This is a genomic window from Ensifer sesbaniae (assembly GCF_013283665.1).
Lineage (GTDB): Bacteria > Pseudomonadota > Alphaproteobacteria > Rhizobiales > Rhizobiaceae > Ensifer > Ensifer sesbaniae.
Window position 1 is genome coordinate 1,280,269 of sequence record NZ_JABEKU010000002.1, and the last position, 26,390, is coordinate 1,306,658.

At 58.7% G+C, this 26,390-nt stretch carries 25 protein-coding genes and 4 pseudogenes; 16 read left to right on the forward strand and 13 right to left on the reverse strand.

Translation table 11 applies throughout. The features are described 5' to 3' along the window. Nucleotides 1-155: 155 nt before the first annotated feature. From BHMPCIPO_RS23650 to BHMPCIPO_RS33900, 3 genes and pseudogenes are all read right to left on the reverse strand, one after another. A pseudogene (locus BHMPCIPO_RS23650) lies at nt 156-375 on the reverse strand (IS3 family transposase); the annotation flags it as partial. Nucleotides 376-732: 357 nt separating this feature from the next. Further along, complete coding sequence (locus BHMPCIPO_RS33895) at nt 733-933, reverse strand: hypothetical protein (RefSeq protein WP_376741690.1); 201 nt, start codon at nt 931-933, stop codon at nt 733-735. Beyond that, on the reverse strand, nt 866-1,111 hold the full coding sequence (locus BHMPCIPO_RS33900) for a chemotaxis protein CheB (RefSeq protein ID WP_376741691.1): 246 nt from the start codon (nt 1,109-1,111) through the stop codon (nt 866-868). Before BHMPCIPO_RS33900 ends, BHMPCIPO_RS33895 begins: the two co-directional genes overlap by 68 nt. Before the next feature lie 18 nt (nt 1,112-1,129). On the opposite strand from BHMPCIPO_RS33900, the pseudogene BHMPCIPO_RS33710 reads away from it, so the two are divergent. Next, nucleotides 1,130-1,252: pseudogene (locus BHMPCIPO_RS33710) on the forward strand (DUF1328 domain-containing protein); the annotation flags it as partial. A 190-nt stretch (nt 1,253-1,442) separates the two neighbouring features. Here BHMPCIPO_RS33710 and BHMPCIPO_RS23660 read toward each other — a convergent pair. From BHMPCIPO_RS23660 to BHMPCIPO_RS23675, 4 genes and pseudogenes are all read right to left on the reverse strand, one after another. Further along, nucleotides 1,443-2,050 (reverse strand): annotated as a pseudogene (locus tag BHMPCIPO_RS23660) (DUF6766 family protein). Nucleotides 2,051-2,368: 318 nt separating this feature from the next. After that, complete coding sequence (locus BHMPCIPO_RS23665; RefSeq protein WP_173519232.1) at nt 2,369-2,596, reverse strand: hypothetical protein; 228 nt, start codon at nt 2,594-2,596, stop codon at nt 2,369-2,371. Nucleotides 2,597-3,003: 407 nt separating this feature from the next. Continuing rightward, nucleotides 3,004-3,498: a YciE/YciF ferroxidase family protein gene (locus BHMPCIPO_RS23670; RefSeq protein ID WP_173519233.1), complete on the reverse strand. Its 495-nt coding sequence runs from the start codon at nt 3,496-3,498 to the stop codon at nt 3,004-3,006. Nucleotides 3,499-4,037: 539 nt separating this feature from the next. Next, entirely contained in the window at nt 4,038-4,247 is a 210-nt protein-coding gene (locus BHMPCIPO_RS23675) for a CsbD family protein (RefSeq protein ID WP_173519234.1), read from the reverse strand. 351 nt (nt 4,248-4,598) lie between these two features. Between BHMPCIPO_RS23675 and BHMPCIPO_RS23680 the strand changes: the two genes are divergently transcribed. The 5 genes from BHMPCIPO_RS23680 (at nt 4,599) to BHMPCIPO_RS23700 (ending at nt 9,242) form a co-directional block, all read left to right on the forward strand. Continuing rightward, entirely contained in the window at nt 4,599-4,901 is a 303-nt protein-coding gene (locus tag BHMPCIPO_RS23680; protein ID WP_173519235.1) for a hypothetical protein, read from the forward strand. An 88-nt stretch (nt 4,902-4,989) separates the two neighbouring features. After that, nucleotides 4,990-5,307: a hypothetical protein gene (locus tag BHMPCIPO_RS23685; protein ID WP_173519236.1), complete on the forward strand. Its 318-nt coding sequence runs from the start codon at nt 4,990-4,992 to the stop codon at nt 5,305-5,307. A 263-nt stretch (nt 5,308-5,570) separates the two neighbouring features. Then, nucleotides 5,571-6,437 carry a non-homologous end joining protein Ku gene (gene ku, locus BHMPCIPO_RS23690; protein ID WP_173519237.1) on the forward strand — a complete coding sequence of 289 codons (867 nt, stop codon included), beginning with the start codon at nt 5,571-5,573 and terminating at the stop codon, nt 6,435-6,437. A 3-nt stretch (nt 6,438-6,440) separates the two neighbouring features. Continuing rightward, entirely contained in the window at nt 6,441-8,993 is a 2,553-nt protein-coding gene (ligD, locus tag BHMPCIPO_RS23695) for a DNA ligase D (RefSeq protein ID WP_173519238.1), read from the forward strand. 33 nt (nt 8,994-9,026) lie between these two features. Continuing rightward, nucleotides 9,027-9,242 (forward strand): KTSC domain-containing protein, encoded by a 216-nt coding sequence (locus BHMPCIPO_RS23700; protein ID WP_173519239.1) that lies wholly within the window; start codon nt 9,027-9,029, stop codon nt 9,240-9,242. A 4-nt stretch (nt 9,243-9,246) separates the two neighbouring features. On the opposite strand, the gene ku (BHMPCIPO_RS23705) is transcribed toward BHMPCIPO_RS23700, so the two are convergent. Both ku (BHMPCIPO_RS23705) and BHMPCIPO_RS23710 read right to left on the reverse strand, forming a co-directional pair. After that, nucleotides 9,247-10,056 carry a non-homologous end joining protein Ku gene (gene ku / locus BHMPCIPO_RS23705; RefSeq protein WP_173519240.1) on the reverse strand — a complete coding sequence of 270 codons (810 nt, stop codon included), beginning with the start codon at nt 10,054-10,056 and terminating at the stop codon, nt 9,247-9,249. Between the two features lie 138 nt (nt 10,057-10,194). Continuing rightward, entirely contained in the window at nt 10,195-11,148 is a 954-nt protein-coding gene (locus BHMPCIPO_RS23710) for an SDR family oxidoreductase (protein WP_173519241.1), read from the reverse strand. A 500-nt stretch (nt 11,149-11,648) separates the two neighbouring features. Here BHMPCIPO_RS23710 and BHMPCIPO_RS23715 point away from each other — a divergent pair, with 500 nt between their 5' ends. The 3 genes from BHMPCIPO_RS23715 to BHMPCIPO_RS23725 all read left to right on the forward strand — a co-directional run bounded on the left by BHMPCIPO_RS23715 (nt 11,649) and on the right by BHMPCIPO_RS23725 (nt 13,143). Continuing rightward, a complete protein-coding gene (locus BHMPCIPO_RS23715; RefSeq protein WP_246304521.1) occupies nt 11,649-12,134 on the forward strand; it encodes a hypothetical protein in 486 nt (161 codons plus the stop codon). Between the two features lie 186 nt (nt 12,135-12,320). Continuing rightward, complete coding sequence (locus tag BHMPCIPO_RS23720) at nt 12,321-12,662, forward strand: hypothetical protein (RefSeq protein ID WP_173519242.1); 342 nt, start codon at nt 12,321-12,323, stop codon at nt 12,660-12,662. Nucleotides 12,663-12,786: 124 nt separating this feature from the next. Further along, nucleotides 12,787-13,143: a low affinity iron permease family protein gene (locus BHMPCIPO_RS23725; RefSeq protein ID WP_173519243.1), complete on the forward strand. Its 357-nt coding sequence runs from the start codon at nt 12,787-12,789 to the stop codon at nt 13,141-13,143. A gap of 709 nt (nt 13,144-13,852) precedes the next feature. On the opposite strand, the pseudogene BHMPCIPO_RS33905 reads toward BHMPCIPO_RS23725, so the two are convergent. Both BHMPCIPO_RS33905 and BHMPCIPO_RS33025 read right to left on the reverse strand, forming a co-directional pair. Continuing rightward, nucleotides 13,853-14,092: pseudogene (locus BHMPCIPO_RS33905) on the reverse strand (DUF892 family protein); the annotation flags it as partial. A 51-nt stretch (nt 14,093-14,143) separates the two neighbouring features. Next, complete coding sequence (locus tag BHMPCIPO_RS33025; protein ID WP_173519244.1) at nt 14,144-14,731, reverse strand: cysteine hydrolase family protein; 588 nt, start codon at nt 14,729-14,731, stop codon at nt 14,144-14,146. A gap of 712 nt (nt 14,732-15,443) precedes the next feature. Here BHMPCIPO_RS33025 and BHMPCIPO_RS23740 point away from each other — a divergent pair. From BHMPCIPO_RS23740 to BHMPCIPO_RS23765, 6 genes are all read left to right on the forward strand, one after another. Beyond that, on the forward strand, nt 15,444-15,758 hold the full coding sequence (locus tag BHMPCIPO_RS23740; RefSeq protein ID WP_173519245.1) for a PepSY domain-containing protein: 315 nt from the start codon (nt 15,444-15,446) through the stop codon (nt 15,756-15,758). Between the two features lie 33 nt (nt 15,759-15,791). After that, nucleotides 15,792-16,397 (forward strand): general stress protein, encoded by a 606-nt coding sequence (locus BHMPCIPO_RS23745; protein ID WP_173519246.1) that lies wholly within the window; start codon nt 15,792-15,794, stop codon nt 16,395-16,397. A 261-nt stretch (nt 16,398-16,658) separates the two neighbouring features. Then, nucleotides 16,659-17,138 carry a type I glutamate--ammonia ligase gene (locus BHMPCIPO_RS23750; RefSeq protein ID WP_376741693.1) on the forward strand — a complete coding sequence of 160 codons (480 nt, stop codon included), beginning with the start codon at nt 16,659-16,661 and terminating at the stop codon, nt 17,136-17,138. A 16-nt stretch (nt 17,139-17,154) separates the two neighbouring features. Then, nucleotides 17,155-17,973 (forward strand): N-formylglutamate amidohydrolase, encoded by an 819-nt coding sequence (locus tag BHMPCIPO_RS23755; RefSeq protein ID WP_173519247.1) that lies wholly within the window; start codon nt 17,155-17,157, stop codon nt 17,971-17,973. Continuing rightward, nucleotides 17,970-18,512 carry an aminotransferase class III-fold pyridoxal phosphate-dependent enzyme gene (locus tag BHMPCIPO_RS23760; RefSeq protein WP_173519248.1) on the forward strand — a complete coding sequence of 181 codons (543 nt, stop codon included), beginning with the start codon at nt 17,970-17,972 and terminating at the stop codon, nt 18,510-18,512. Before BHMPCIPO_RS23755 ends, BHMPCIPO_RS23760 begins: the two co-directional genes overlap by 4 nt. A gap of 432 nt (nt 18,513-18,944) precedes the next feature. Continuing rightward, complete coding sequence (locus BHMPCIPO_RS23765) at nt 18,945-19,127, forward strand: hypothetical protein (protein ID WP_173519249.1); 183 nt, start codon at nt 18,945-18,947, stop codon at nt 19,125-19,127. Between the two features lie 322 nt (nt 19,128-19,449). On the opposite strand, the gene BHMPCIPO_RS33030 is transcribed toward BHMPCIPO_RS23765, so the two are convergent. Both BHMPCIPO_RS33030 and BHMPCIPO_RS23790 read right to left on the reverse strand, forming a co-directional pair. Further along, nucleotides 19,450-21,927 carry a PAS domain S-box protein gene (locus BHMPCIPO_RS33030; RefSeq protein WP_246304525.1) on the reverse strand — a complete coding sequence of 826 codons (2,478 nt, stop codon included), beginning with the start codon at nt 21,925-21,927 and terminating at the stop codon, nt 19,450-19,452. A gap of 157 nt (nt 21,928-22,084) precedes the next feature. Then, the gene (locus BHMPCIPO_RS23790; RefSeq protein ID WP_173519250.1) at nt 22,085-22,480 is read right to left on the reverse strand and encodes a response regulator; all 396 of its coding nucleotides are present in this window, start codon (nt 22,478-22,480) and stop codon (nt 22,085-22,087) included. A gap of 1,080 nt (nt 22,481-23,560) precedes the next feature. Between BHMPCIPO_RS23790 and BHMPCIPO_RS23795 the strand changes: the two genes are divergently transcribed. Then, a complete protein-coding gene (locus tag BHMPCIPO_RS23795) occupies nt 23,561-26,371 on the forward strand; it encodes a cadherin-like domain-containing protein (RefSeq protein ID WP_173519251.1) in 2,811 nt (936 codons plus the stop codon). Nucleotides 26,372-26,390: the final 19 nt, after the last annotated feature.

Genomic DNA, 26,390 nt, shown 5'->3' on the forward strand with positions numbered 1-26,390 from the left:
GAGGGCCGATGCAACGGTCCGCTTCCACGGCAGGGGCGGTGGCTCGCCCATGGCATAATCCATCCTCGACATATCCTGGAAACGTAACCTGAGAAAAAGGCTGCGTGGCTCGGTGCGCGGTGCCACGAGGCGACCTTCAAGTCACGACTTACGTTCACCAGTTCCCGATCCGGGAGCGGTGGGCGTCCTCTGGCTCTGGAAAGGGAGCTGTGGCACGCGCAGCGATATTTGACCGGGCGACACCTGGGGTTTCGCAGACGGCCTTCATTCCAAAATTCCTCTCGGAAGAGAGATTGAGCGCAACATCCGTTTTTTTGGGCCACCAGCGACTTCGAGGGCTTCCTTGACGATTTCGCTCTCCATCGTCTTTTGGCCAGACCCATATAGATCGAGACGCCGCTTGTGATGCTGCACAGCGCTATACATGGGAGATGCTTGGCTTCAAAGCTGGGCGCCCTGAAATGACAGGTCCGTGCGACGTGCCGGTGTGGCTGCGGTGACTTAACCGGCGATGCCAACGATCTAATGCAATCCGAAGAAAGACAGGATCGCGATGACGATTACGACAAGGCCTACAAGATAGATCAGCTGGTTCATGACCTCCTCCTTTTGGGAGGTCTAACCGGTGAACGGTGGTTCCGTTCCAGTTCGGATTGATGGATTGCGTTCTGGGCCAAGGACTGGAATGCAGCCTGATCGCGGAAGAACATGGTGACCGAGATCAAGAAGTCACTAAAAAGCGCTTGGGATTCCTCCGGGCGTTTCGCGCAGATGGGCATAGTATTCTGCAAGCGTCTCCTTGCGCGTGACCTGGGCGCGCCGCGCAATTCGACGCAGGATCGTCGCCCGCTTATACTGCGAGAAATCATGGCCGGTGCGCACCTGTATGTGCGAGAATCCTGCCAAGAAAATCCTCGTCCCCGGAACGAACATAGGTCGCCGGAAGTTGGTCGCGCAGCGCCAGCAATTCTGCAAGCCGGTCGGCAATCTGTGGAAGCGGCAATACGAAATCCGCCGCCTCGGTATCGATGGCGCTTCGGCATGGAGGCATACTCGGCGTCGTTCGGTCCTGCACCAGCACGATCCCGCCGGCTTCCTTGACGGCCGTCACCCCTAGGGCCCCGTCAGCGCCGGCCCCAGTGCCGCCCCGGCTGGCATTGCCAGAATTCTCTTCTTTATCGTCTTTATCGTCGTTGCAATCTTCATCGTGTTTCTCGCGCTTGCGTTCATGCAGGGAAAGATCGCCTTCTAGATAGCGCCGTTTGCAATCTCGAGCGGTTGTTGCTGACCCGGCGAAGATTTAGGAAGAAGCGATCCGGTGGACATGGACCGTTCATCGCCGTGGCAACGACAGCCCTGTAGCCGGGATTCCTCGGCGTTTAGTTAAATGCCAGGCGAGATCCTGGCAGAGCCACGGATGGGGTTCTCGGTTTCTAACCTGTCTAGGCACCTGTTTTGGAGTGAGGATCAGAAACCGACTTTGACTCGGGGGAGCCTCGGAACCGCAGGAAAATCGACAGGACGACGAGAACTGCTGTCGACAGGAATTCCGATTGCCAGTTCTGAAAAGACTCAAACCACAGCTTGGCACTGAAGAGGTGTTCGCCAATCGTGGGTGCTTGTTGGCCATGCAGCATTGCCTCGACGGCCTGCGCAGACGCGCTCTCACGCAGGTGCATTGGAAAGCTCAGCATGAAGAGCAGGAACAGTATCCAACCGAGTGAATAGGAATAAAGTGACCTTGCCATCCCGCCCGTCCTTACGGGCAGAGGTGCTGCGGGATCGTCTTGGTCGAGACCAGAGTCTTCTTCCTGGGAAGGTTGGTCGGGGTCATTTGATTCCGCCGAGCCGCGCTGGACTCCCAGTTCTCAAACAAGGCGGATAGGAAGTGACCGCTTAGAAGGTATGGAGCAAGCGTTACAGTTTGCCCGCCATGTTCCGCCAGTTCGTCGTTGTAGACACGAAGACCCGTAAAGAGCATACCTGTCAGCGTGCCGAGCGTCGCCAGCAGCAAAACGATCGTCAGGCTGTTGTCGCGCAGTACTTTCATTAGGACCTCCACAATGGCACACAGCTGGGACGAGAATCCATGCCCCGGAAATCACACCTTGTCGGCTTCCTATTCAGTGTCACTTCGTCTTCAAGGCTCGATATCAAACAGCGCGGCTACACGTGCAGTTTCTCGAATCTCGAGCGGCTTCTCGCAAGCTGGTGCCGCGCCGGTGACAGTCGCGGGATTCCGGTAATCATCGGATGTCCTTTGGACGGAAGGTATTTTCTCCGCGTTAAAGTTAGACAGGAACCCGCCGATATTATTCCGTGGTTTTGCTAGCCGCGAGGGCTCACGCGCTGGCGCGGCTAATCAAGCCTACCCTTGCGGAGCAAAGCGCGTTCTGATGCCAGCCTCAGCAAAGCGGGTGAGTTGATTCTGGGTTGCGTCCTCCGTGTAAAGAATTTGAAACGTGCGGCCGCTGGCCGTGAGCTTTTCAGCCTCTTTGAAAGCCTCTTCAAAGCTGACGGGAATTGCATCGGCAGGGTTAGCGGGATCGTCCTGTACCAGCACGTAAAATGTGGCGTTTAGGATATCTGTTGTCATCGGCTTTCTCCTTTCGCGCAACAATAGCTGGCGAGCACGATGGTTCCGGATCACGCAGAATTTGGCTGTCGCTGCATCACCGCCGCTGGGGAAGTGGCCAGTGCGCCAGATCGGCTCATATTTCGCGATTGCTGCGGAGTCGCTGGGGCCGGCGGCTGCAAGACAAGTCACGCTTTCGCCTAATATAGGAGGGCAGTGTACGCCGATGCTGTGGCGCTCTCCTATCGTGCGCAAGCCTCTCAATCGCACGTCAAGGCCTACTTCTTCAGTCTCCGGACGCGTACGAGCAATTCATCCGTGACCTTATCGCCCTGCCGCAAAGGGCGCAACTTCGCCGAAAGGTCCGGCAGCCGCATGAGCCGCAGCTGTGTGTGGCACCGGCAACTTCGGCGAGAAGTAGTGGGCGCTCAAGCCGCCTTTGCCTTCGGATTTGCGGCGGCCACGGCAAGCTTCGTTAATGCCTTGTCGGTCGCTCCCTCTTCCTGCAGCGTGGCATCGAGCAGAGAAACCGCTTCTTTCAGCCCGAGCTGGGTAGCCCAAGTTTTCAAGGTGCCATACTGCGCTATCTCGTAATGTTCGACCGCTTGCGCTGCGGAGATCAGCCCTGCATCCAGGGCAGGTGAGCCCTTGTACTCTTCAGCGATCTCCTCCCCTTCGGTGATGATACCGTGAATGGCTTCACATGTTTTTCCTTGGGCACGTTTGCCGATGATATCAAAGACTTGCTGTAGTCGCTCTACGTGCGTCTCGGTCTGTTCCTTATGCTTCTCGAAAGCAGCCTTGCAGTCAGCACCTTGAGCTGCCCTCGCCATCTTTGGCAATGCCTTCAAGATCTGGCGTTCGGCATAATAGATGTCCCTGAGGTGGTCGTAGAACAGCATCTCGAGGTTTTTCTCTGCCATCGTTAGGTCCTCCTGATCGTCGTGAAGACCACATAACCCCGTCATGAAAAATCAGTTCCGGGCTAACAATGAGCACTCGTGTGCGCACGGTGCGGCCGGGCGATTCCGTCGCCTCCGGGACAGCAGCGCAGCGGTCGGTGCCACTGCCAGTCCAACCGCACGAACTTCCGGAAGTCTCCGCGCTGCGCGGTAGGGTCGTCCCGCTCCATTCCTTCCACTTGGGCATTGGTTGCTTCTTTCGTTTTTCCCTCGGTTTCGCGAAACCGTCGAGAGAGCACTCAGTTCCGCAGCTCGGAGGTCGCCGCCACAATCGCGCGGTCAGTTCCGCCGGCGCGGTATGCACCCGAATGTGGGGTGGTTTTGAGCCGCTGATCGATGGCGTCGAGGCGCGCCGGCCCTCTGTTTTGCTGCGACTCGGCCAACCGGTGAAAGGCGCATTGGTCATGTTGGCCGACCCGATGCGCTGCAACAGAAACTGCTGGGCCCACACCAAGAAACCCCGCCGAAGCGGGGTTCCTTTGAGTAGGCGACGCCGGAATTTACCAATTCCAGGTCTGGCGCTCGTACCAATCATCGATGTCGCGCCGAATGCGGTCCTTCTCGATGCCATAGCGCTCCTGAATCTTGCCTTCGAGCTGTTCGCGATTGCCGGCGATTTGGTCGAGGTCGTCGTCGGTAAGCAGACCCCACTGCTCCTTGATTTTGCCTTTGACCTGCTTCCAGTTTCCTTCGACGCGGTTCCAGTCCATCGAGTATCCTCCTGCGTTCACACACCGTGAAGCTCAAACTCTCGACGACGGATTTGGTTCGGCCATTCGCGCGCCACCGGCGCCTATACGCGGGCCAGGACCTCAGTTCGATATGCCGATCAGTATTTTTCGAGGGCATTCGGAAGACGCTTGCCGACGTCGCCGCAAACATTTACCTGATCGATGCCACAAGGCGGCTCAGCGTCGCCGCTCTCGACGAGGGCACCGGTCGTCAGTGATTTCGGCCGTCATGAAGCTCCATGCAACTGAGCGGATGCGCGATTGCGTTGCAATGGCGATGGACATCCACCGCGGCAAGGCGATCATCAACAGGAATTACCTCCAGCTCAGATGGGCCCGATCGGCATCACGGTCGAGGGTGCGATTATCCTCACGCGCAATCTGATGATCTTCGGGAAGGGCGCGGTGCGCTCGCATCCACATGCTGAAGGAATATTGGCGCTGTCGGATGAGGAGGTGGCGAAAGGTCTGGACGCGTTCGATAAGATGGTCTGGCGGCATTTCATGCATTGGCCGCGCTTTGGGGAGCCGTCGTGCGCGGCTGGTCGGGCGGGCTCGTCGGGCCGCTCCAGGCACAGTGGCAAGGTTGGCTACTGGAGACAGCTCTCGCGGCACGCTCCATGCGCAGCCTAGTCCGAAGGGGAACATTTCCGGAAGCGAGAGGTTCGTTGGATTGGCCAAGCGCAAGAGACCGCTTGGAAACAACAAATGGAGTTTAGACATGAAACTCGTATCCGCTGTCTTAGCGGCAGCTCTTTTCTCGGCGGCCAGCCTGACTGCCTCCGCGCAGATCGGAACGAGCGCCACCGGGGACCAGCTTTCGATGAATACGGAAAAATGCAAGCCGGGTAGCCCCAATTGCAAGGTGGAGCAACAGGAGAACAAGTCGTATTCCGACGAGACCACTGGCAGTGTGAAGAGCAATGACAACAGCGCCGCCGGGGAAGCGCAGGACGAGGTCCCGAACAAAGATTGCCCGCCCGGTCTCACCAAGAAAGACGCCAACCCCAGTGAAGGACGGGATATAACGGGCTGCTAAGGAGCTCAATGAAAACGCCCCGCTCACCGATGGGGCAAGGTGCGTATCCAGTTGGCTCCTAAGATGCGGGAAAGATGTAGCGCCCGATGGAGCTACACCATGAATCTAATGAGTTAAGCTGGCTAAGGTCTGTTCCCGCTTTGTTACCCGCCGCGCGACATCACGTTTACGAGCGGAACAAACCCTTTTGCATCGACGTTCCCGATCATCGAGGATGTTGCGCGCGCTATACCGCGCATTTTTTGCGAGAGTGAGGCCGCATTGTGGCGCCGAGAGCTAATTGGAAGGGCTACCTGAAAGTCGCAGAAGTGAGCTGTCCGGTGGCGCTTTACACAGCAGCATCGACCTCGGGACGAATTGCCTTCCATACCATCAACCGTGCGACCGGCCATCGCGTTTACCGACAATTCGTCGACAGTGAAACGGGAAAGCCGGTCGAAAAGGATGATCAGGTCAAGGGGTATGAGGTCGGATCTGGCGATTACGTCGTGCTTGAGCCCGACGAGATCGCCGCGGCCGTCCCGGAAAGCGACAAGACCTTGTCAGTCTCCGCTTTCATCGCCTGCGGTGATATCGATGACGTTTACTTCGACAAGCCCTACTATCTCGCTCCCACCAAGAGTCACGCAGAAGACGCCTTCACTCTGGTTCGCGAAGGCATGCGAAAGAAGAAAGTCGCCGCCATTGCTCGAGCTGTGTTGTTTCGGCGTGTGCGCACGCTTCTGATCCGCGCGTACGAGGACGGGCTAATCGCGACGACATTGAACTTCGATTACGAGGTTCGCTCGGCCGAAGACGCGTTCGATGAAGTGCCGCACCTGAAGATCGAGGGGGAGATGCTGGAGCTTGCCGAGCACATCATCAAGACGAAGCGAGGCAAGTTCGATCCGGCAAAGTTCTACGATCGTTACGAGGAGGCGCTTGCCGAGCTGGTCAAGGCGAAACTCGAGGGCAAGAAGATCGAGCCGCGCCAGGAGCCGAAGCGCGAAAAGGTCGTGGATCTGATGGAGGCATTGCGGCAGAGCGCCGGCGTCCAGGCCAAGAAAGCCAAGGCGGCCACCCAAACCAAGAAGAAAGCGGGCCGCGCGGCGAAGCCGAAGGAAGCTTCATCGCGGCGCAAGGCGAGCTGAGCCATGGCTCTCGAGGTCTATCGACAGAAGCGCAATTTCGGGACGACTCCTGAACCGAAGGGCCGCAAGGCGCGCCGCTCGGGCAACAGCTTCGTTGTCCAGAAGCACGACGCCACACGCCTCCACTACGACTTCCGGCTGGAGATGGACGGGGTTCTGAAAAGCTGGGCGGTCACCAAGGGTCCGAGCCTCGTTCCCGGTGAGAAACGCCTGGCCGTTCACGTCGAGGACCATCCTCTCGAATATGGAGATTTCGAGGGTACGATCCCGAAGGGTGAATATGGCGGCGGAACCGTGATCCTTTGGGATCGCGGCACCTGGTCGCCGATCGGCGATGCGCATCGAGGTTACTCCAAGGGGCATCTTGACTTCGAACTTAACGGCGAAAAGCTTGGCGGGCGATGGCATTTGGTTCGGATGGCCGGGAAGCCGCGCGAGAAACGGGAAAACTGGCTGCTGATCAAGGGGGACGACGAGGCGGCGCGCTCAGAGCATGATCCCGACATTCTCGAGGAGCGACCGGAGTCGGTTCTGACCGGTCGCGAAATCAAGGATCTGGCCGGCGAAGAGCCGGGCTGGTCATCGAAGACCGGCAGGATACGTAAGAAGGCCCGCGCCACGACAAAGACCGCGTCGCGAGAAGAGGAGCGCCAAGCCGCTGCCAACCTTCCCGATCCCGCCAGGATCAAGGGTGCCAAGCCCGCCCCGTTGCCGGATTTCGTCGAGCCCGCATTGGCCACGCTTGTCTCATCCGCTCCGGCCGGTGAACGCTGGCTCCACGAAATCAAGTTCGATGGCTACAGGCTGCAGGCGCGGATCGAAGCCGGCCGCGTCAGGCTTCTCACCCGCGGCGGGCTCGACTGGACGAAGAAATTCGGAAAGGCGCTGGTCTCGGCATTACAGGCATTGCCAGTCGCAAAGGTGCTGTTCGACGGTGAGGTTGTCGTCGAAACCGGTTCCGGCGCGTCAGACTTCTCAGCCTTGCAAGCGGACTTGAGCGAAGGCCGCAGCGATCGCTTTCGGTTTTACGTGTTCGACCTGCTTCATCTCGATGGTTACGATCTGCGTACCCTGCCCCTGTTCAAACGCAAAGAGCTGCTTGGCCAGATGATCGGCGAAAGCGACGGGATCATCCGTTTCAGCAGTCATTTCGAGGAGGAAGGCAAGCTGGTGCTGCGTCACGCCTGCAGACTGAGCCTTGAAGGTGTCGTCTCGAAGCTGCGCGACGCGCCTTATCGAACGGGCCGGAACAAAAGCTGGGTGAAATCCAAGTGCTCGGCACGCCAGGAGTTCGTGGTGGCCGGCTACGTGCCCTCGACAATATCGCGAAAGGCGATCGGCTCGCTGGTGCTCGGTGTCTACGATGGCGGCAAGCTTTATCATGTCGGCCGTGTTGGCACGGGGTTCACTGCGGCGTTTGCCGAGGACCTATTCAAAAGGCTTGAGCGATTGAGGACGACGGAAAGCCCGTTTGGAGCGCGGCTTAGCGCGGACGACGCGCGCCAAGTCCGGTATGTAAGGCCCGAGATCGTCGCCGAGATCGAGTTCAGGGCCTGGACCGCCGACGGACATCTGCGCCACGCGTCATTCAGGGGTGTGCGAGAAGACAAGCTTGCCCGTGACATCGTGCGGGAGGCGACCAAGTTTGGGACTGCTCAGCCCAAACTTCAGCGCCGAACCGTCACGCTCACGCATCCGGACCGGCTCTACTGGCCGGATGAGGGGGTGACGAAAGAGGGTCTCGCCGATTACTATGCCGAGATCTGGCGCTTCATTGCGCCGCACATCGTCGGGCGACCCCTGGCGTTGGTCCGATGTCCGACCGGAATTGCCGGCGAGCAGTTTTTCCAAAAACATGCTTGGAAGGGCCTGAACGCCAACATCGTGCTAGTCAATGATCCGAAGGAGCCATCCGACGAACAGCTCTTAAGCATTCGAGACCTCGATGGTCTGACCGCGCTCGTCCAGTCGGCCGTTCTCGAAATCCACCCTTGGGGTTCGACGGTGGCCGACTGGGAAAGGCCGGACACAATCATCATGGACCTTGATCCTGGCGAAGACGTGCCATTCGAAGCCGTTATCGAGGCCGCTTTCGAGACGGCAGACCGGCTCAAGGCGGCCGGTCTTGTGCCCTTCGTCAAGACATCCGGCGGCAAGGGGCTTCACGTGGTTGCCCCGCTTAAGCTAAAGGCAGAATGGCCCTTGATCAAAGCCTTCACCAAGTCGATTGCCGACGCGATGGCCTCCGACGCCCCCGATCGCTTCGTGTCGACGATCACCAAATCGAAGCGCCGCGGCAAAATCCTGGTCGACTATCTCAGAAATCAACGCGGAGCGACCGCCGTTGCAGCCTATTCGACGAGAGCGCGACCGGGGGCTGCCGTATCGATGCCGCTCTCCTGGGATGAACTGACACCCGGCATCGGACCGGCCTACTTCACGGTGGAGAACACACCGGCGCGGCTTGCATCGTTGAGCACCGACCCGTGGGGGGATTTTCGCGCGGCTGCCGTTCAACTGACGCAGCCGAAGATCAGACGAAGAAAAGCTACCTGACCGCGGGACGCGGGTAAGCGATCGGTGAAGCAAATGCCGTCGCATCTGATAAAGAAAACAGACTACGATCCCGAGACGCGGACGCTCTCAGTTTGGCTTCTGACCAACGACAAGCGGTACGATTACGAGGATGTACCTGTCGAGATCTATGCCGCGTTCAGAAGGGCCTTCTCGAAGGGCCGCTTCTTCAACGCGCGTATCCGCGACCGCTTCAAGTATCGAGTCTCGGAGCCCGACGGATCTCCGTGATCTCCTACTGACCTTTCGTCTTTTTCGTCTTTTCCGAGCTGATGCTCTTGCGAAGCACGTCCATGATATCGACCACGTTGCTCGGATGGTCCTCTTCTGCCTTTGCCTTTGCCGGCCGTTTGCGGCCCTTCTTCTTGGCGGAGATGATCTCTAGGAGACGGGCTTGGACGGGATCACTCACCATGTCGGGGTGCCACGGCTTGCTGCGTTCTTCGATTAGCGTCGTCACCAGCCGCATTAGTTCAGGATCGTTTTCGCCGTCATCGATGTTGCGGAAGAACTCTTCCGGTTGCCTGACCTCGTCGCCATATCGGAGCGTCCAAAGAATAATCCCCTTGCCTCTCGGCTCGAGCATCACAGCGCGCTCGCGGCGATACAGGACGAGCCTAGAGATCCCGACTGTGCCTGTTGAGGCCATCGCATCGCGGATCACCGAGAAGGCCTCTTCACCGACAGGGTCGTCGGGAACGAGATAGTGAGGCTTGTCGTACCAGATCCAACGAATGCTGTCGGCCTCTACGAACATATCGATGTCGATGGTACGTGTGCTTTCCAGCCCGACGGCCTCGAGCTCGTCGTCCTCCAAAAGCACGAAATCGTCCTCGCCACGTTGGTAGCCTTTGACTTCGTCATCTTCGTTGACAGGTTTTCCGCTAACCGCATCGACGTACTGGCTGACAACGCGATTGTTGGTCTTCCGGTTAAGCGTGTGAAAACGAACCTTTTCATTCTCAGTGGTCGCTGGCGTCATCGCCACCGGGCAGGTGACGAGCGACAGTTTCAGGTAGCCTTTCCAGGATGAGCGGGGCGCCATAATGCGTGCCTCGTTGAACTTGCTAGCTTCGGTCTATCGAAACGGCCCTGATGCCGAGTTAGTTCCTGACGCAGCAGCCGCTCCCTCGCATGTTTCATCAAGTCGAAAACTCGTGTGGAAAGACATCCCAAGAAGACATCAGTAACCGCCGACGATCGGGAGAATCTCGCCGGTGATGTAGCTCGACATCTGCGAAGAGGCGAGAAAGACGTAGGCCGGAGCAATTTCCTCCGGCTGTGCAGCACGCTTCATTGGCGTATCGGAGCCGAACTTCTCGACATCTTCAGCCTCTTTGTCCGAAGGATTGAGCGGTGTCCAGACCGGGCCAGGAGCAACGGCGTTCACGCGAATACCTTTAGGCACGAGATGTCCCGAAAGAGCACGAGTGAAGGCATGAATGCCGCCCTTGGTCATGGAGTAGTCGAGAAGCTCCTTCGAGCCAGTGAGGCCCGTGACAGACCCTGTGTTGATGATTGCCGAGCCGTTCCTCAAATGAGGAATAGCGGCCTTTGCCATGTAGAAGTATCCATAGAGGTTTGTTTTCAGCGTTTCGTCAAAGTGCTCGTCGGTAAGGTCCTCGATGTCCTGCGTGTGAAGCTGGAAGGCGGCGTTGTTGACGAGGATGTCGAGGCGGCCAAGCTGCATCACCGTCTTTTCCACTGCACTTCGGCAAAAGCTCGCGTCCTTGACGTCGCCTCTGATCACAAGGCACTTGCGTCCCTCCTTCTCAACAGCAACCCTGGTGTCATCTGCGTCCTGAGTTTCGGCGAGATGCACGATTGCGACGTCTGCCCCTTCACGAGCGAAGAGTATCGCCACCGACCGACCAATGCCGGAGTCGCCCCCAGTGATAAGTGCTACCTTGTCCTTCAGCTTGTCTGAGCCCTTGTAAAACGGGGCGTCACACATGGGCGCGAGAGGAAGATCGGCCTCTGAGCCTGGCTTGTCCTGATGAACCTTTGCAAACGGTGGCTCTGGATAACGGCGAGCGCCCGCCTGCATGGCTCCCGAACTCTTCGGCTTTCGCTTTTTGTCGGCCTCTTCCACCTGCTTCTGGATTTCGCGCTGCTTGTGACCAGTTTCGGATTTCATTGGAACCTCCTTTGATTGAGGAGGTAAAACGTTGGTACGGCCAAAAAGTTTGGGCGCGCGCAATGTTCGCTGCCGTGCAATGCTCGGTCTGGACGCAAAACCCAGGAGGTATAAGTGAGCAGCAGCATGTAGAACGCATGTCCGGCATTGGACACCGGTACGCGCACCACCGTGCTTTTTGCCAGCGGCCCGCCCAGTATAAGCAGGCAAGTTCGCGAACTCGTGGTCACAGTCTTGCTGAGTGCCCGAGCAGGCACCAGGACGGAGCCCGGCGACTCCTATCCATGAAGTGCCAGAATAAATTCCGCTTCGCTTCAGCGGCCGGCATTAAATGCGGCCACCCAGTCCTGCGCGAATGCTATCCAACATCGACTCGTCAACCTCTGCTGACGAAACAAGATAGGCGGGCTAGGCGAATTCCGGACTGTCGAGAACAATCTCAATCTGCTGATGTTGGTGCCCCCGCAAGCGATCTGGGATTCGTTCGGAGCGTGTAATGGATGGCCTCTGATCCGGCGGCCATCCGTTTTCGCCCTGCCATCTTGGAACAACCGATTTTGCAGCGGGTTCTAGGTTGGTCGTCAATGGAGGCAGCAGCCATGAACATAGTCGGGCAACAGGTGTTATCTGATCCAGGTGGCGTAATGACCGTCGAATGGGTCGCGGAAGGCGGTGATGTGATTTCCGTTCGTCTGCAAAGCTCGAGCGATCTTGGCGTCGATAAGGCTGTGGCAAAGGCGAAGGCCATGATGGTGCAGGTGGCCGCCTTCGAAAAGGGAAACGCCGAAATTGCCACCGCGTCTGATGCGGGGGGATCTCCGGCGGTTGAATCTTTGCGAAGTGCTCGTAGCGCGAAGGATACCGGCACGCTTGAAGAGCAGCTTGACGAAGGTCTGGAGAGTTCGTTCCCTGCCAGTGACCCGGTTTCCGCCACTAGCAGCTCTATTCCGACAGGGCGCGCCGAACCTCCCGATACCGGGACATGAGCCATCGACAACGTGGTCGCTATGATGACGCCCCTCCCCGATCAGCTTGCAAGACCTTGAAAGCGCCGGTCATTGTATGGGGAGTGAGGAAACTTGAGTGAGCGGAACTGGCCACGCGACTTTGCATCGCCCTTGGACTTTGGACCGGTCGGCAGACATGCGCAGAAACAGAACAGGAAGGCACCAATGGCTCGCAGGATCAAAACTGAGAAGGCCCAGAAGATTAACCTCATGTTGAGCCATGCCGTCACGGCAATGCGCGTTAACGAAAGGCTGGTATGCGAATTGTTGCGGTGGGCGGCAGATCACAGCCAGGATCCCAACCGATTCATCCATGCCGTCCTGGAGGAAGCCAGAAACGATCTGACACGTGCCGGCAGGGACGACAGTATGACGTCTTTGATCGCGACTCACGAAGCGCTCGAATACCTTGATAATCTCGCCGCAGAGATCCAGGACGGGCGAAAGGCTCTCCAGCCGAAAATGGCGAGGGCAAGCGGTACCCAACTATCCACGTTCCGTTGGTGAGAACCTGAGGGACCCGCACCGCGGCAAACCATCGGATGTGGGCAAGACCAAGGGTGATTGAAACTGTGCTTATGGACTGGATGCGAACAATATCTGCCTTGGCGCGAGTTACGGAGAACTGGTGGTGAATCACTATCTTTTTCGAATGGCTGATTTTCTGTCTCGTCCTCCCGGCTTTTACTTCGTGATCCTGGCGATGGCTGGCTGCACTGCACTGGTGCCCTTCGGCTTCACAAACGTCATCACCTATGCTCTGTCGGTCGCAGCGATCGTGATCACCAGCATCGTTTTGATCCAAGGCTACCGCGATACGGCAGCAATCCAAGCCAAGCTCGACGAAATCATCGTGTCAATGCATGAGCCCCGGAACGAGGTAGTCGGCCTCGAGCACGAACAGCCGGAGCACATCGCGGCCACCGTCGAGCGGCTCGAAGCGGAAGCTGACGAGCAAGACGGAGCTACTCGAGCGGCCCCCATCTAGGGAATTTGCGTAGTTCAACAGCGACCCTTCGGCAGAACTGCGCATTATAGGTCAGATGGCACGGTCGCCCCGAAGACGAGGGCTCCCGGTGTAGCAGTGGAAGGTGATGGAAAACTTGATGTCGGTCGGGCGTCACATGTCTCTTGCCGAAAAGACGAAAATAGCTCTCGATGAATCCCGGATGTTAATGCTGGGTGCCCAAAATTCTGCTCGGATTTCAGTTGCATGCGCCATTCCAGGACGGGTTTTCGCGATTCCGCCTGAAAAGGCGACGGAGATCGTTGTCCTTTACTCGTCGTCGCACTGCTGATCACGCCGAGCGCTCGCCATCGGATAGTGGAGCGAGGGGAAGCCACGCCGGCTTTCAACCGTTTTGTAACTCAAATTGCTATGATCACACTTGCGCCGTTTGCCCTTGCGCTCAGCCTTGACCTTTATGTTGCCGGGAACCTGAGTCTTGGATCGCCCACCGGGGCGGTAATGGGTTTTATCGGAGGCCTCGCCGCTATTGGCCTCTGGTACGGACCATGGGTGCTTAGGAACCCGGAGGGAGATGTAGCCGTGTCAACTTCGAACGAGAAAACGTCGAGCGCCGCAAAGATCAACTACGTGTTGACTGAAGCGCGAGTCATACTGCCCGGCGTCCAAGCGTTGCTTGGCTTCCAACTTGTAATCGTTCTGACAACCAGTTTTGCCGATCTGCCTGCCGGAGCTTGTGCGCCTCACCATGGCCGAGGTCTTTAGGTCTTTAGCCATTCACGAAGCGAACCATAGCGGGCGATCTCGTAGTGCGCGACAGCTTGGCAAGCGGCCAGAAGACCGGCTGGAACGCGGTCCCTTCAGCCTCTTTCATCAACCCGTCTGCCTCCTTGATCAGACCCTCGATGGCGTCGCATTTTTCGCCACATGCCGTTTTGCCGATCGACTTAAAGACCTGCTCCAGTAAACGAGCTTGGCTACAATTTGGGCGGTGGGTTTCGCCCGGCCACGTCCCGCTCTGTCACCGCCCAGGTGTCGCAGCCAGCCATTCCTCAGCAGTTGCGAACTCGAGTTGAACTGAGAAGCGATTGCCGAGAAGCTGAAGCGAAGCATCGTGTGTTTCATCGAGCGAGCTGTAAACGCTGTCCTTCAAAAGGATTACTTTATAACCGAGATCGATCGCACCCAAGACCGTGGCCATGACACAGACGTCAGTCTCGCCACCGGTGATGATGACTGTTTCGATGTTCTGATGCGTCAGCACACTTTCCAACCTTCCGCTCATCCAAGGTGAATAGGTACGCTTGTCGAGAATGCGAGCGGGCGGCACAAGCAGATGCAGTGGGTGGATCAGATCAATCAGGCCCGGATCCATCCGGGTCGCGGTCATCATCGGCCACTTTTCGTAGTACTGGCGCCACATTCCCGGCATCTCTTCAGATGAATGCGGCGGGACGAAGCGAGTAAAAATCGTGCGTTCCGGAAACCGGGTGGCAACCTCGATCACCTGATCGGCGATCTTTCCCATCCACTTCGCCTGCCAGGGTGTTTCCTCCTCGAACATGCGCTGCATATCGACACAAAGATGGATCCACCTCTCGGATTTCATGCGCTCTACCTAGGAACGATTGAACCGAGGTAAGAACCTGGTTGATACAGCGCAGTTCCCTGTCCTCGTTACGATTGCTGGAGATGCTGCGAAAGCTCGCTCTGGCAGGGCAAGCGCCTCGATCAAAGTTGCGTTGACGAACGCAAATACGCCAGCCGATCAAAAGTCCGCAACACCCACGACCGGCTGCTGCCATTCTGCCTCCCAACCGCTAGTCTTGAGCAAGGGCGCGGTGAATTCCTTCATGATTGACCGCCCGCTTATAATCGCAATAACCCCACGGCCGACTACGCCCTCGGCGCTCCTGAGTACCGCGGCGATGCTTGCCGCGATCGCGATCACGAGTGATGCAGGTTTCACCGCGGTTCGCCACTTTTTCTCAACCACGCACCACCGGAAATGGCGTGAGTGGCTGGGCGGTATGTGCAACACAAGTGAACTGCCGTACTCGTCATCGAGAACAAGCCAAAGATGCTGACGGGCTTGAACCAAAAGGTGCACGGTCGGATTGCTTCCCGCCAGTTTGGAAGCACGCGAACAACATGACCGCCGGCGAAAAGGCAGGGTCTACCGATTACCACGAACCAGGCGCTCGTCGAAACCCGAAGGCGGCGCCGTGCTGCCGACGGCGTGAAAGGCGGAACGGAACCAAATCGCGCCCGAGTGGTTGGGCGGGTCGGGATTAAACCCGATCTTCGGTAGAGGTAACGACATGAAAAACAGGACCATTATTGCGGCAGCGCTGATGAGCGCTGTGGCCACGGCGTCGCTCGCGCAGACGACACCTTCTCCGCAGGGAAACACACCAGCGATTGCAACACCCGACTCACAGAATCCGACCGCGCCCGTTGCGGGCGCTAACAGCTTTACGGAAGCCCAAGCCAAGAAACGGATTGAAGAAGCCGGATACACCGATGTCAGTGGACTGAAGCTCGACGACAAGGGTGTGTGGCAGGCGATTGCAATGAAGGACGGCAAATCCGTTTCCGTCGCACTGGATTACCAGGGCAACGTAACAGCCCAATAAGCCCTCGTTCCTCTAAACCAAGGGAGAATGAATATGAGAACCGTGACAGGTCTCTTTGACGATTATAACGCAGCTCGCAACGCCGTGAGCGATCTGGAAGCGGCTGGCGTGCCGTCCGATGATATCAGCATTGTCGCCAACAACGCGGGTGATCGGTACTCAGCCGATAGCTCTGGCGCAGCCGAAGGTGCCGGCGCTGGCGCTGGACTTGGGGCTGCTGGCGGTGGCGTGGTCGGGCTTCTCACAGGGCTCGGCCTCATGGCCATTCCCGGAGTGGGACCCGTCGTCGCCGCCGGATGGCTCGCATCCACCGCTGCTGGCGCTGCGGCTGGTGCGGTCGCTGGCGGCGCGGCGGGAGGCATCATCGGCGCGCTGACGGACTCCGGAGTCAAGGAAGACGACGCCCATGTTTATGCCGAGGGCGTTCGCCGCGGAGGCACGTTGGTAACGGCAAGGGTAGACGACAGCCTGGCACTCAAAGCAGAAGCCATTTTGCAACAACGAGACCGCGTTGATCTTTCCGCCCGCAGGCGCATTTATGCCCAAGAGGGCTGGTCCCAGTTTGACGAAAATGCAGACCCCTACACGCCGGATCAGGTCAAGCGCGAACTTGAGCGTTATCGCACTATGATGCCGTAGCGGCGGAACTCGACTTCTCACATCGCCGAAAGGCCCGATCTCTTCCGAGCTCGGGCCTACCATTGATTGGCAGCAGGGCCGACCGGCGGCTCGCGCCGACGGAGGCGTCAACGCGCTAAAGCCATTACCCGGTTGCCGGAATTCACTCCCCCAACCTAGCCTCGCCTGGCCCGCCGGCGGCCCGACCTATGGATAGGCGCGACGCATTGGTGGAACAAGGCGCGAGAAGGAACTGGCCACCGGACCTTTTCTCAAACTTCGGTGCTCTCCTACATGCGGCTCGTACCGCACCATTGGAGCGCCGCTTACACCTGCCTCGGCGAAAAGAACCGCGAGGCGACGCTCCGCATTTGCCCGACGCTGGACCTGCCCGGCAGCAATCCGGCCAAGCAGTTCAACATGGAGTATCGCGCCGCCGACGCCTGCGCCAGCCCGCATCTGTCGCTGGCGGTGCTTTTGAAGGCCGGCCTCGAAGGCATCAGGGCCGGGCTCGAACAGCCGCCCTTGATCAACTCCGACCCCTCCGATTTCTCGGAGGAAGAGCAGAAGAAGCTCGGCATTCGCCGCCTGCCTGCAAGCCTGCCGGAAGCGCTCGACACGCTGGCCGCCGATCCCGTCGTCACCGGCTGGTTTTCGAGCGATTTCCTTGCCTGCTACATGGCGATGAAGCGCAAGGAGATCGAGATCGTCGAAGGCCTCTCCCCCGAAGAACTGTGCGCCCGCTACGCGGCGGTCTACTGATTGACGGACGGGCATCATGACCTCGACAACGGCCATCAAGAGTCCCGAACGCGGCGCGCGACACGACCCGAGCGCGCCGCTGCTGGCGATCGACGAACTGCCGCCCTATGCGGTCTTCAATCCGGACGGTACCTCGCCGATCCTGCTTCTGTGCGAGCACGCCTCGAACCGGATGCCGCGCGCGCTCGGCGACATGGGGCTGCCGCTGCACGAGCGCCAGCGCCACATCGCCTGGGACATCGGCGCCATGGCCCTGGCTCAGCACCTGAGCTTCAGCCTCGACGCGCCGCTGTTCTTCACCAACTATTCAAGGCTGGTGATTGACTGCAACCGACCGTTTTCTGCACCCTCGATGATCCCCGAGATCAGCGAGACAACGGAGATCCCGGCCAATCGAGGCCTGAGCGAGGAAGAACGGCAGCAGCGGATCGATACGCTGTTTCGGCCTTTCGCTGACGCCGTCAGCCGCCGCCTCGACCGGCTGGAAGGCCAGGGCAAGCGACCCTTCGTCGTCGGCATCCACAGCTTCACCCCAGTCTATTTCGGCAAGCCGCGTCCCTGGCAGGCCGGCATCCTCTATCGCGATGCGGTCGACTTTGCCGGCTCGCTGATCCGCGAGCTCGCAAGCGAGCCCCAACTGACGATCGGCGACAACGAGCCCTACAACATCCATCCCGACGAGGATTATACCGTGCCGGTTCACGCGGATGCGCGCGGACTTCCCGGCGTTCTGGTCGAAGTTCGCCATGACCTGATCGACACGGATGCGGGCGTCGCCGCTTGGGGCGAGCGGCTCACCCGCTGTCTGAAGGCGAGCATCGGGGAAGTTCGGTGACTGGGCTCTACGAAAGAGACAGGGCGGCGATCGCCACCCTGCAGAAGCTGCGCTTCTTCCCGCTCGCCATTGCCGGCGGGCGCGGCGCACGGGTTGTGGAGGAGAACGGCCGTGAATTGATCGACCTCTCCGGCGCCTGGGGCGCGGCAAGCCTCGGCTATGGTCACTCGGCGCTTGTCGAGGCGATCTCCGGTGCTGCGGCAAATCCCGCCGGTGCCAGCGTTCTCTCCGCCGCCAACGGACCGGCAACGGCGCTTGCGGAAAAACTGCTCGCCGCCTTTCCGGGGTCGGGCGACAACAAGGTCTGGTTCGGCCATTCCGGTTCCGATGCCAACGAGGCCGTCTTCCGCACGAAGGCGACGGGCCGCAGCGGGAGACCGGTAATTTTTCTGGGGTGCGCACGAACTCCGCATCAGAACCGTCTTTGGCACAGGGAGGATTCGCAATCCCCGCTGGATGGTGTGCAGCGATTGCTATCCAGGCATGGTGGGTGCGTTCGCGCCACTGAAGGAAATCTGCCCCGATCGGGCGACGCCTGAGCTGATGGAACCGACGGCACGGCTGGGAAGCGTTATGTCCTACAGGCAGGCAGCGAATGTACTCACCAAGTTTCTTCCTGTTGAGACAACCGAGACGCACGCGACCGTGCCCAAGCGTACATCAGGGTCGGCGAGCGAGTCGACGACCAGGTTGCAAATGAAGAATGGCTCGCGACAAGGAAAATGGAGGAGCGGCATCAACTCGAAATGCCCGCTTCCTGGTGATCGACGCAAAGAGTTTGTCATCAGCATCGATACGGCCCATGTTCGTAGCGCCGAACCCAATTCAGCGCGAAGCTTCGAGCTTGTTGTGGCCCGATGCGGTCGCGGTGGTAGGGGCGATGCCGGCGGCCGCTATTTCGTCACCGCCAGCACCGAGCCGAAAGTTGGAAATATACTGAGCACCCAAGTCCAATCGCAAGGGACGAGAACGTGGACAAACATGGCGTAAAGGGCACCCGCGCGGGCACAAACTCACCGTCCGAGCTGCAGGACATTGCTCAGAAGCTTTCGGCTCTCGCTCAACAAATTAAAGCAATCGCGGCCGCCCCGCTCAGCAACGCTGTCGATCTCGACGAAAGCGGAGAAGCGACTCAGAGAGTGGCAATCGAATGACCTGGAAGCATTGGCATTATGGCAGAGCGAGCGGATCGGTGACCCCGCCAACTCTCCCAGCCTGACGTGACCAATCTCCCAAAAGCCCGAAGCCTCATGCAGGTTCTAGTCCTGCCGGGTCAGCTCACCTTCTTCACGGGCGGTGTCATCCAGGAATCGTCGATGATGGAAGGATCGCTCTCGTTGGTGGTGCATCGATGCAATCGCTCCTGCAAAAACTAGTTCAGTCAGTCGTTGCTCGTCATTATGCTCGCGACCAACGATGGCACATCCCGTGCCGGTACGGGACCGTGGCACATTGCACCTGTCACGACAGATGGCCCTATTCTTGCTGCAACCGATCTTTCGGAACAATCAGTCGAACGACGAGCCCCTCCGGGTCCCAAATGCGGTTGATCTCTCCGCGGAATTGTTTCTCTAGAGTGAGCTTGCCAAGTTTCGTCCCGAAACCCTCTGTCTCCGTCTTCACGACAGCCGGCCCTCCTCGCTCCGTCCAGACCAGTTCCAGCGTTTCCCCACGGTCGGTACATTCGATATCGAGTCGGCCACTGTCGGCTGACAACGCTCCATATTTGGCAGCGTTCGTTGCCAACTCGTGCACGACAAGCGCAAGACCCGTTATGGCCGAGCGTGACACGGAAAGGTCACATCCCCGGATCGTCACTCGATTTCCCTGATCTGTTTCGCCAGCGTAGGGTGACAACAATGTGCCCAGCAGCTCCTGCAGCGTTGCGCTACCCTCCCCGGTTTCTGCGCCACCCAATCGCGGGAGAGTGAGCGCGTGCGCTCGCGCTAAGGAAGCCAGCCGCGCGCCGACGGCCGTAGCGAGCTCATCCGCAGAACTCGCGGATCTCGCACTGAGCGTTACCACACTGCTCGATACGGTGAACAGGTTCTTCATCCGGTGGGCCATTTCGCGGATGAGCAGGTCTTTCTGTTGCTCGGCCTGCTTGCGTTCGCTGATGTCGCGCGCGATCTTCGAAGCGCCGATGATGACCCCACCATTGTCGCGGATCGGTGAAATTCGAAGCGAGACCGGGATCAGGGTGCCGTCCTTGCGACGCCTTACCGTTTCGAAATGGTCGACGGGATCACCAGCACGGATTTGCGCCAGGATGTGATGCTCCTCGCCAAGATGGTCCTCAGGGATCAGCAGTGTAACTGGACGTCCAATCGCCTCCTCGGCGGTGTAGCCGTACAGCCGCACAGCTCCAGCATTCCAGCTGGCGATTACACCATTGGGGTCCATCGACAGGATCGCGTCTTCCGACGACTCGACGATGGCGGCGAGTTGCTGAGCTGCTCGGTCGGCTTGGAGCCGTTCAGAGACTTCACGCTCCGCCGCTTTGAACAGCTGAGCGTTGTCGATTGCGACAGCGGCATGGGTTGCGATCGAGATGACCGTCTCCTCGGCTTCGGTGGTGAAGACGTCCGGTTGGTCGTGGCCGAAGAAAAGGCCGCCATGTACCTCGCCCGAATGCGAAATGACTGGAACGGCCAGATAGCTGACCACTGGCGGGTGCCCCTTCGGTATCCCGTAATAAGGAGCCGACTTTCCATAGCGCGGGTCGGCTCGGATATCCGCCGAACGGACAACGCTAAGGCCGCGAAAGGTTGGGTCGAAGACGGCCGTATTGCGCGGTAGTTGGAAGTTCTCGAAAGCCGCTCGTGGCCCGCCTGACAGGGTATAGCGCGTGTATCGCTCACCGTCGGGATCGGTGCGATTATAGAAGAAAGCACCGAACTTGGCCCCGGTGAGTTCAGTCGCGGCGTCGGTGACCGTCTGAACGATATGATCCAGATTCTTACTCGCGATCGCCTTGGCGATCTTGTCGACCGCCTCAAGCCGGCGGTCGCTCACCTTGCGCTTTGAGATGTCGAGAATGGAGACATAGGCGCGTTCGCAGCCCGGACCATCGAAAACGATTGTGAAGACGACGTCGATCCGTCGCCCGGAAAGAGTGCGCACTACGGTGTCGCTGCCGAACCGCCGTCCGCCTTCCCAGATGGTCACCAATTCCTCGAGGAAGATCGCCGACGTTTCCGGCAGGAAAGATCGAAGCAACTCTTCCTTCCTGGTCGCTTCAAACAGTTCAACTGCGAATGGGTTGACGTCAAGGATCCGGACGCGCGTGATTGCTTCTTGCAGCACGTCTGGATGTGCCGCCAGATGGCTTCGTAAATCCTTCACCCCCTCAGCCTGCAAGCTGTCCAGCAGGTCGACGACACGCAAAAAGTCTCGCTCCCAGACAGCCGCACCAACGTTTTCGAAAAGAGAGCGGAACTTCGTTCCGCTCTCGTGGTTGCGCTGCTCGGGCGCTTTGAGCTCGCTGATGTCCATCAAAAGGTTCACCGCGCCGACGAACGCACCGGTGCGGTCAAACAGCGGCGTAGGGTAAGGGATGAACGCCACCCGGGTACCGTCTGGCCGCTCCGCCAACACTTGATATCCGCGCACAGGCAATCTCTGCTGCAGGGTCAGAGCCATTGGACACTCGTCATGCGGCAATGGCGTACCATCGGGCCAATAGAGTTTCCAGGAGCCGCAGAATTCGGTTTTGCCGAGTTCTGGGCGAACACCCCAAAGCGATACGGCCGCTTCATTGAAAAAAGTGATCCGCCCGTCCGCATCCGTCGTGTAGACGGCCACCGGCAGAGCTTTAAGGATCTCTTCGGCAGGGTAATCGCCGGTCCCGAGCAGTTGACACTGCTCGGATAGTGCTTTTGGAGCATTGGTTGGTAGTGACTGCATATCGCGATCGACCGTGTGCCCGTTACCGGTTTTCATTTCGATCTCCATCGCAGTCTCCGGCCAACCCCATCGTAGAGATCCGAGCCGTTTACACGATAGCAACTTACCTGAGCCCGCACAAACGGCGCGTGCGGAACGCAAAGCACTGCCGACACGCGTCGGACTTGGGCGCAATCGGGGAGTTGACAGCGCGGACGCGACATTCTCAGTCGACCAACGGCTGACTGGTGCTCGTGTCGTTTAGGAGTTGCGAGATCGCCGTCACGAGCTGAGCCATGGCGAAGGGTTTCTCAAGCATAACGCTGTTCGGGACACCCTTCGAGGCCCAATCACGAGCGCTGTCGCCGCTGACATAAACGACGGGAATCTGTGGGTCGATTTCTCGCGCGGTGCGTGCGATATCCCACCCGTCAGGTGGAGCACCTAGCCGGATGTCAGTGACAACGCCATCGATTGGTGGGGTCGGGGCGTTTAAGATCCGCATGGCGTCCCGTGCATCGGTTGCCGTTACAATATCGAAGCCGGCGTTCGCCAGCGCTTGCTCGAATTCCAAGAGCAGCAGCGCCTCGTCCTCAACCAGAAGTAAAGTTACGGTTTCCATTTTCCCCTCATGCGACATTGCCCCGTCACCCGAACGTTAAGGACTGAAAAAGGTTCCCCCTATTTTCGGGGGCTATCGATAGCCGAGCAGATTGAATCGGCTCCGCTAAAGCGCGACTATCAACCTGGAGGGTGGCAGCAACGCCCCTGCGATCCGACGAGATGCAACCTCGCTCACCTCGGTGATGATCCTGAGAGTGCCTGGTGTCTCTCCCCGCAACAAAATCCGTTTGCCTTTGGCTTTCGGTCTCGGCAACCTCCGGTCGGCCTACGGCCCGGTTACTCCCACTAACCTTGCGACAGGAAGAGAACAAAGGCGGCGGAAACACCGTTTGACAGAGGAACCCTTTGCTTCAGAGCGCTCGCGTCGTAATTGAAGGTTGGTGACCGCCTCCGGCGGCGACGAATGCATCCAGATCCGAGGCGAGTTAACGCGCCGAGAGAAAAGTGTTCCCCGCTATCCGACTTGGGTCCCATAGGCGAGCGCATAAGTCCTAGGGAGATTGTTGACGAACCCAAAGGGCGCATAATTCGCAGTGCCTATCGCGCATCATCCACACAGCGCGTCTGGCCGAACCCAGAACCGTTCGCGCTTACCCTTCAGGACGGTTCTGGTCGCTGCGTCCCCTGGAACCCAGCGGCTCTACCTCAGGCGGTCACGGTCGGTTGCCTTATCGTCGGATCGGCCCATACTGTGCTTACCTCCGGGCAGACCGTCGAACGGTAAAACGGCAGGTTCAGACCGGACCTTGTTCGGGGCGCGCCGAGCTGGTATTTTCAGAAGGCTGGAGCGATAGACGTTTTAGTTGTTTCTTTATTAAGGGATACGACACCGCTGGTGCAAAGGGATGAGTTGGCACTCACCTCACGTGCGGTAGCTTGCCGAAAAGATCTTGCGGACGGATCGCGAGCTTACGTCCAACACCGATTCACGAAAGAGTACGTGAACTTGCTGCATGACCCCGCCGTATCGGACAGGGATCACGGCAGGCTTCAATTCTATCCAATCTGACAACCGAATTACGCGCGGAACAGGCGGACGGCTGCGCGTGTCCGCCTGTTCTCGTCATGGGGGGTTAACATGGCCAAAAGTACCTCGAAGGCATTGTCCGACACAGTTTCCATTCTTGAGGACGCCAGCCGAACGGGGAATGTGCTCTCAAACGATACCGGCCTCATCCAGGTTACCAAGACGAAGTTCGCAGGCAGTTCGTTTAACGTGGCCTCGGGCGGCACAACGATTCAAGGGACTTACGGCTATCTGACGATTTGGCCCGATGGCAGGTACAGCTACACCGCCAATACGCCGAAGGCCGAAAGCCTTGCTGAAGGGCAAACGGGCACGGACGTTTTCACTTATACCGCCGTCGACGCAAGCAAGAAGACCATGAGCACAACGCTCACGCTGACCGTCACCGGCGTAAACGATGGACCGCTCGCAGTGGCCGATTCCTTCTCGGTCACGGAGGACACCAACAATGCAGCCTTCCCCAACCCGGTGAGCGGCAATGTGCTTGCCAATGACACCGACGTGGATCTCGCCGACACCCACACGGTATCTGCGGTCAACGGTTTGGCAGCGAATGTTGGGGCCGGCGTTCAGGGTACCTATGGCACGTTGCGGCTGAACAGCAATGGCAGCTTCACCTATATCCTCGACAACTCGAAGACGTCAGTGCAGGCGCTTACTGACGGCCAGACGGTAACGGACGTCTTCACCTACACAAATTTGGACAACCATGGTGCCTCGTCCATCACGACGGTGAAGATCTCCGTCATAGGCACCAACGACGCGCCGGTTGCGGTGGCCGATGGTGCCGTGGTGAAAGAAAATACCAATGACGCGGCGTCTCCCAATCCAGCTAGCGGCAACGTCCTTACCAACGACACCGACCCGGATTCCGGCGATGGGCACACGGTCTCAGCAGTCAACGGCCTGGCAGCAAATGTCGGGCTCGCCCTCCAGGGCATATATGGCTCGCTGCGGCTCAACGGCGACGGCAGTTTCACCTATACCCTCGATAACTCACAGCCGTCGGTGCAGGCTCTCGCTGAGGGCCAGACAGCAACTGATGTGTTCAGCTACACAAATACGGATAACCACGGCGCCTCGTCCACCGCGACCCTGACGGTCACCGTAACCGGCACCAACGATGCGCCCGTTGCCGGGAACGATGCCCTGTCGACCGGTGTCAACACGGCGCTTGTTTTTGCAGCCGCAGATTTGCTCACCAACGACACCGATCTCGATAAGGATGCCTTGGTTGTGACGGCTGTTTCCGGCGACAGCGATATCCATGGGACGGTGAGCCTCGATAACGGTACGATCACCTATGTTCCCGATCAGGACTTCGCCGGACAAGCGTCGTTCATGTACGAGATTTCGGACGGCAACGGTGGTATTGCGACGGGAACCGTGAGCGTCAGTGTCACATCGGCCCCGCCCGTCGCGGTGGCTGATGCAGCATCCGTCAAGGAAGACACGAACAATGTCGGCTTCCCCAATCCGGTGGTCGGCAACGTTCTGACCAACGACACCGATCCGGATTCTGGCGACACGCACGTGGTTTCGGCAGTCAACGGCGCGGCGGCGAACGTTGGGGCCGCCATAGCAGGCGCATATGGCACGCTGTCGCTCAGCGCCGATGGCGCCTTCACCTACACCCTCGACAACCTGAACCCATCGGTGCAGGCGCTCCGTGACGGCCAGACGGCAACTGACGTGTTCAGCTACACCAACGAGGACAACCACGGCGCCTCGTCCACCACGACCCTGACGGTCACCGTCACCGGCACCAACGACGCGCCCACCGCCGGGGGGGATAGCTACAACTGGAGCATGGATACGAGCATCACAATTCCGGTGCGCAAGGGCGTCCTGGGCGATGACAAGGATGTCGATGGTGATCCGTTGCATCCGGTTCTTGTTTCCGGTCCCTCCCATGGGACGTTGGCGCTCAATGCGGACGGCTCGTTCACCTACACCCCGAACACCAACTATACAGGCAGCGACAGCTTCAAATATGCCGCAAGCGACGGGATTGCCACGAGCAACACCGCAACCGTCAGCATTCACGTCAGCGACACGCACGAATGGGCGACCAATATCTACCCAAGCGGCGATCCGGCGGGGCTGGGCTGGAATCCGTTTACGGGGACCCTTTTTCTTGTCGACTCTGAAGCCGATGAGTCTCCCTATTTCTCGAACGATAATATGTTCGAGCTCAACACCAGGGGTGAACGTCTCGCGACGATTAGCCTGGCGTCCTTCACCAAAGAACCCACAGGCGTGGCCTTCGGCGTTGATCCGAACACCGGGCAGCACCTGATGTTTGTCACCGATGACGATAAGAAGAAGGTCCTGGTCCTAGATGCTACGGATCCTTTACATCCAACACCGATTAGAAGTTTTTCGACCGTTGGTCTCGACAGTACGGTCATCGACACGGAAGACGTCACGATCAATCCTCGGACCGGCAATCTCTATATCGCCGGAGAGCTGACCCACTCGATCTATGAGGTCACGCAGGCGGGCGATTTGGTCAGAAAGATCGAGCTCCCCGACCCGATCACCAATCCGGAAGGCATCGCCTACGACGTCCAGAACAACGTCTTCTACGTCGTTGGCTTCTTCAGCCAGAATGTGTTCAAGGTGAGCGCCGACACCGGGCAGATCCTGGAGACGATCACAGACCTGGCGAAGCGACCAAATCCGTATAATGACGGCAGGGGCCTCTATCCCAAGGGCGTCGAGCTCGCGCCGTCCAGCGACGATCCAAGCAAGATGAGCCTATGGGTCGCCGACTACGGATATGACCAGCATGCAACGCCTGACGGAAGGCTTTTCGAGATTCCGCTTCATGTGCCGTTTGAGTATTCTCTTTTGGTTTGATGTTTGATCCAAATCCGCT